The following is a 1,770-nucleotide window of genomic DNA, read 5'->3' on the forward strand; positions in this document are numbered from 1 at the left end:
GGGCCGCGACGGGGCGGGCGGGCCGTGGCTGCGCTACCGCGGCCGCGCCGTCCGGATCGGGGTCCATCCGCTCGGGGTCGACGGTGACTGGCTGCTCAGACGCGCGTCCAGGCAGGACGTGGCCGCCCGCGCCGCCGAGATGCGCGAGATCGCCGCGGGCCGGCGGGTGATCGTGCGGGTGGACCGGACCGAACTGTCGAAGAACATCGTCCGCGGTCTGGACGCCTACCGGGAGCTGCTGCGCGACTATCCGCAGTGGCAGGGGCGGGTGGTGCACATCGTGTGCGCCTATCCGTCCCGCCACGACCTTCCCGAATACCGCGAGTACACGGCCGCCGTGCAGCGGATCGTGGCGGAGATCGAGGACGAGTTCGCGACCGCGACCTGGCTGCCCGTCCGGCTGGAGGTCAACGATGACTACCCGCGGTCACTGGCGGCGTTGTCGCTGGCCGAGGTGCTGGTGGTGAACCCGATCAGGGACGGCATGAACCTGGTCGCGAAGGAGGGCACGGTGCTCTCCCGGCCCGGGGCGGCCCTGGTGCTCTCCCGCGAGGCCGGGGCGTGCGTGGAGATGGCCGACGACGCGCTGGTGGTCAACCCGTTCGACGTGAGCGCGACCGCCCGGGCGCTGCACACCGCGCTGCTGATGGCCGCTGACGAGCGCCGCGACCGGTGCGCCCGGCTCGCCGCCGTCGCCGGCAGGCTCCCCCCGCGCAAGTGGTTCCGCGACCAGCTCGACGCGCTGCTGGAGTGACCCCACCCCACCCCACCCCGCCGGGGACGGCCGGCGTCCCGGGCGGGCGTTCCAGGCCGGCCAGGCAGTGCGAATCCCGTCCACGACCACCGGTGTAGGCCATGATCGGCGCTCATCGACGTGCGCCGCCGTTTGCGAGGATACGTACGGTTACGCGATCGGTGCTCTAGGCCAGACGGGCGGCGAGCAGGAGCAGTAGCGCCACCACTCCCTCCGGGCCGGGGACGACGAGATCGGCCCGCTCCCGCAGTGCCCGGGGGACCTCCGGGCCGTCGCTGCACACGGTCAGCCCGGGGATACCGGCGGCCCGCAGCTCGTCGACCGTGTCGAAGGCCGGCAGGTCACCGAGGTCGTCGCCGGCGAACAGCACGGAGCGGACGCCCAGCCCGGCCACGTGGTCGCGCAGCGCCCGGCCCTTGTCGTGGCCGGGCGGGCGTAGCTCCAGCACCCGTTTGCCAGGTGCGGCATCCAGCCCGTTGTCCCTGGCCAGGACGGTCAGCGCGGGCGTGAGCGAGGCCAGTGACGCGTCCGGGTCGGCGGTGCGGCGGACGTGGACGACCAGGGCGTGCCCCTTGTCCTCCACGACGGTCCCGGCGGGCGCGTCCTGCAGGAGCCTGGGCAGTGCGGCCCGGACCGCGGCCACCCCGGGCAACGGTTCGGGGCTGGTGATCGTTCCGGTGGCGGCGTCCCAGCGCTGGAGCCCGTACTGGCCGAGGATGGACAGCGAGTGCAGCCCCGGCTCGTCGGTGAACCGGGCGAGCGAGAGCAGGGCCTCGACCGGGCGGCCGGTGATGATGGTGATCGATCCGACCCGTTCGGCCAGCCGGGCCAGGGCGCGCAGCGCACCGGGCGCGGGAACGGCGTCGGAGGGACGGCTGACGATGGGTGAGAGGGTGCCGTCGTAGTCGAGCGCGATCAGGGCATGCCGCGGGTCGGTGAGCAGCGCGGCGAGCCCGGAGCCGCCGGCCAGCGTCCGGGGCGCCCCGGCGAGCGGGCCGCTGCCGGGCGTGCTGCTG

At 74.6% G+C, this 1,770-nt stretch carries 2 protein-coding genes; one reads left to right on the forward strand and one right to left on the reverse strand.

Going from position 1 to position 1,770, the window contains the following annotated elements:
* Nucleotides 1-754 (forward strand): trehalose-6-phosphate synthase (locus NBW84_RS18720; protein WP_250286037.1); only part of this gene is annotated, 754 nt, incomplete at its 5' end.
* A gap of 166 nt (nt 755-920) precedes the next feature.
* On the opposite strand, the gene otsB is transcribed toward NBW84_RS18720, so the two are convergent.
* A partial coding sequence (gene otsB / locus NBW84_RS18725) for a trehalose-phosphatase (RefSeq protein ID WP_445548763.1) occupies nt 921-1,770 on the reverse strand: 850 nt, incomplete at its 5' end.

It is taken from the genome of Protofrankia sp. CiP1_Cm_nod2, assembly GCF_920664355.1.
Classification (GTDB): Bacteria; Actinomycetota; Actinomycetes; order Frankiales; family Frankiaceae; genus Protofrankia.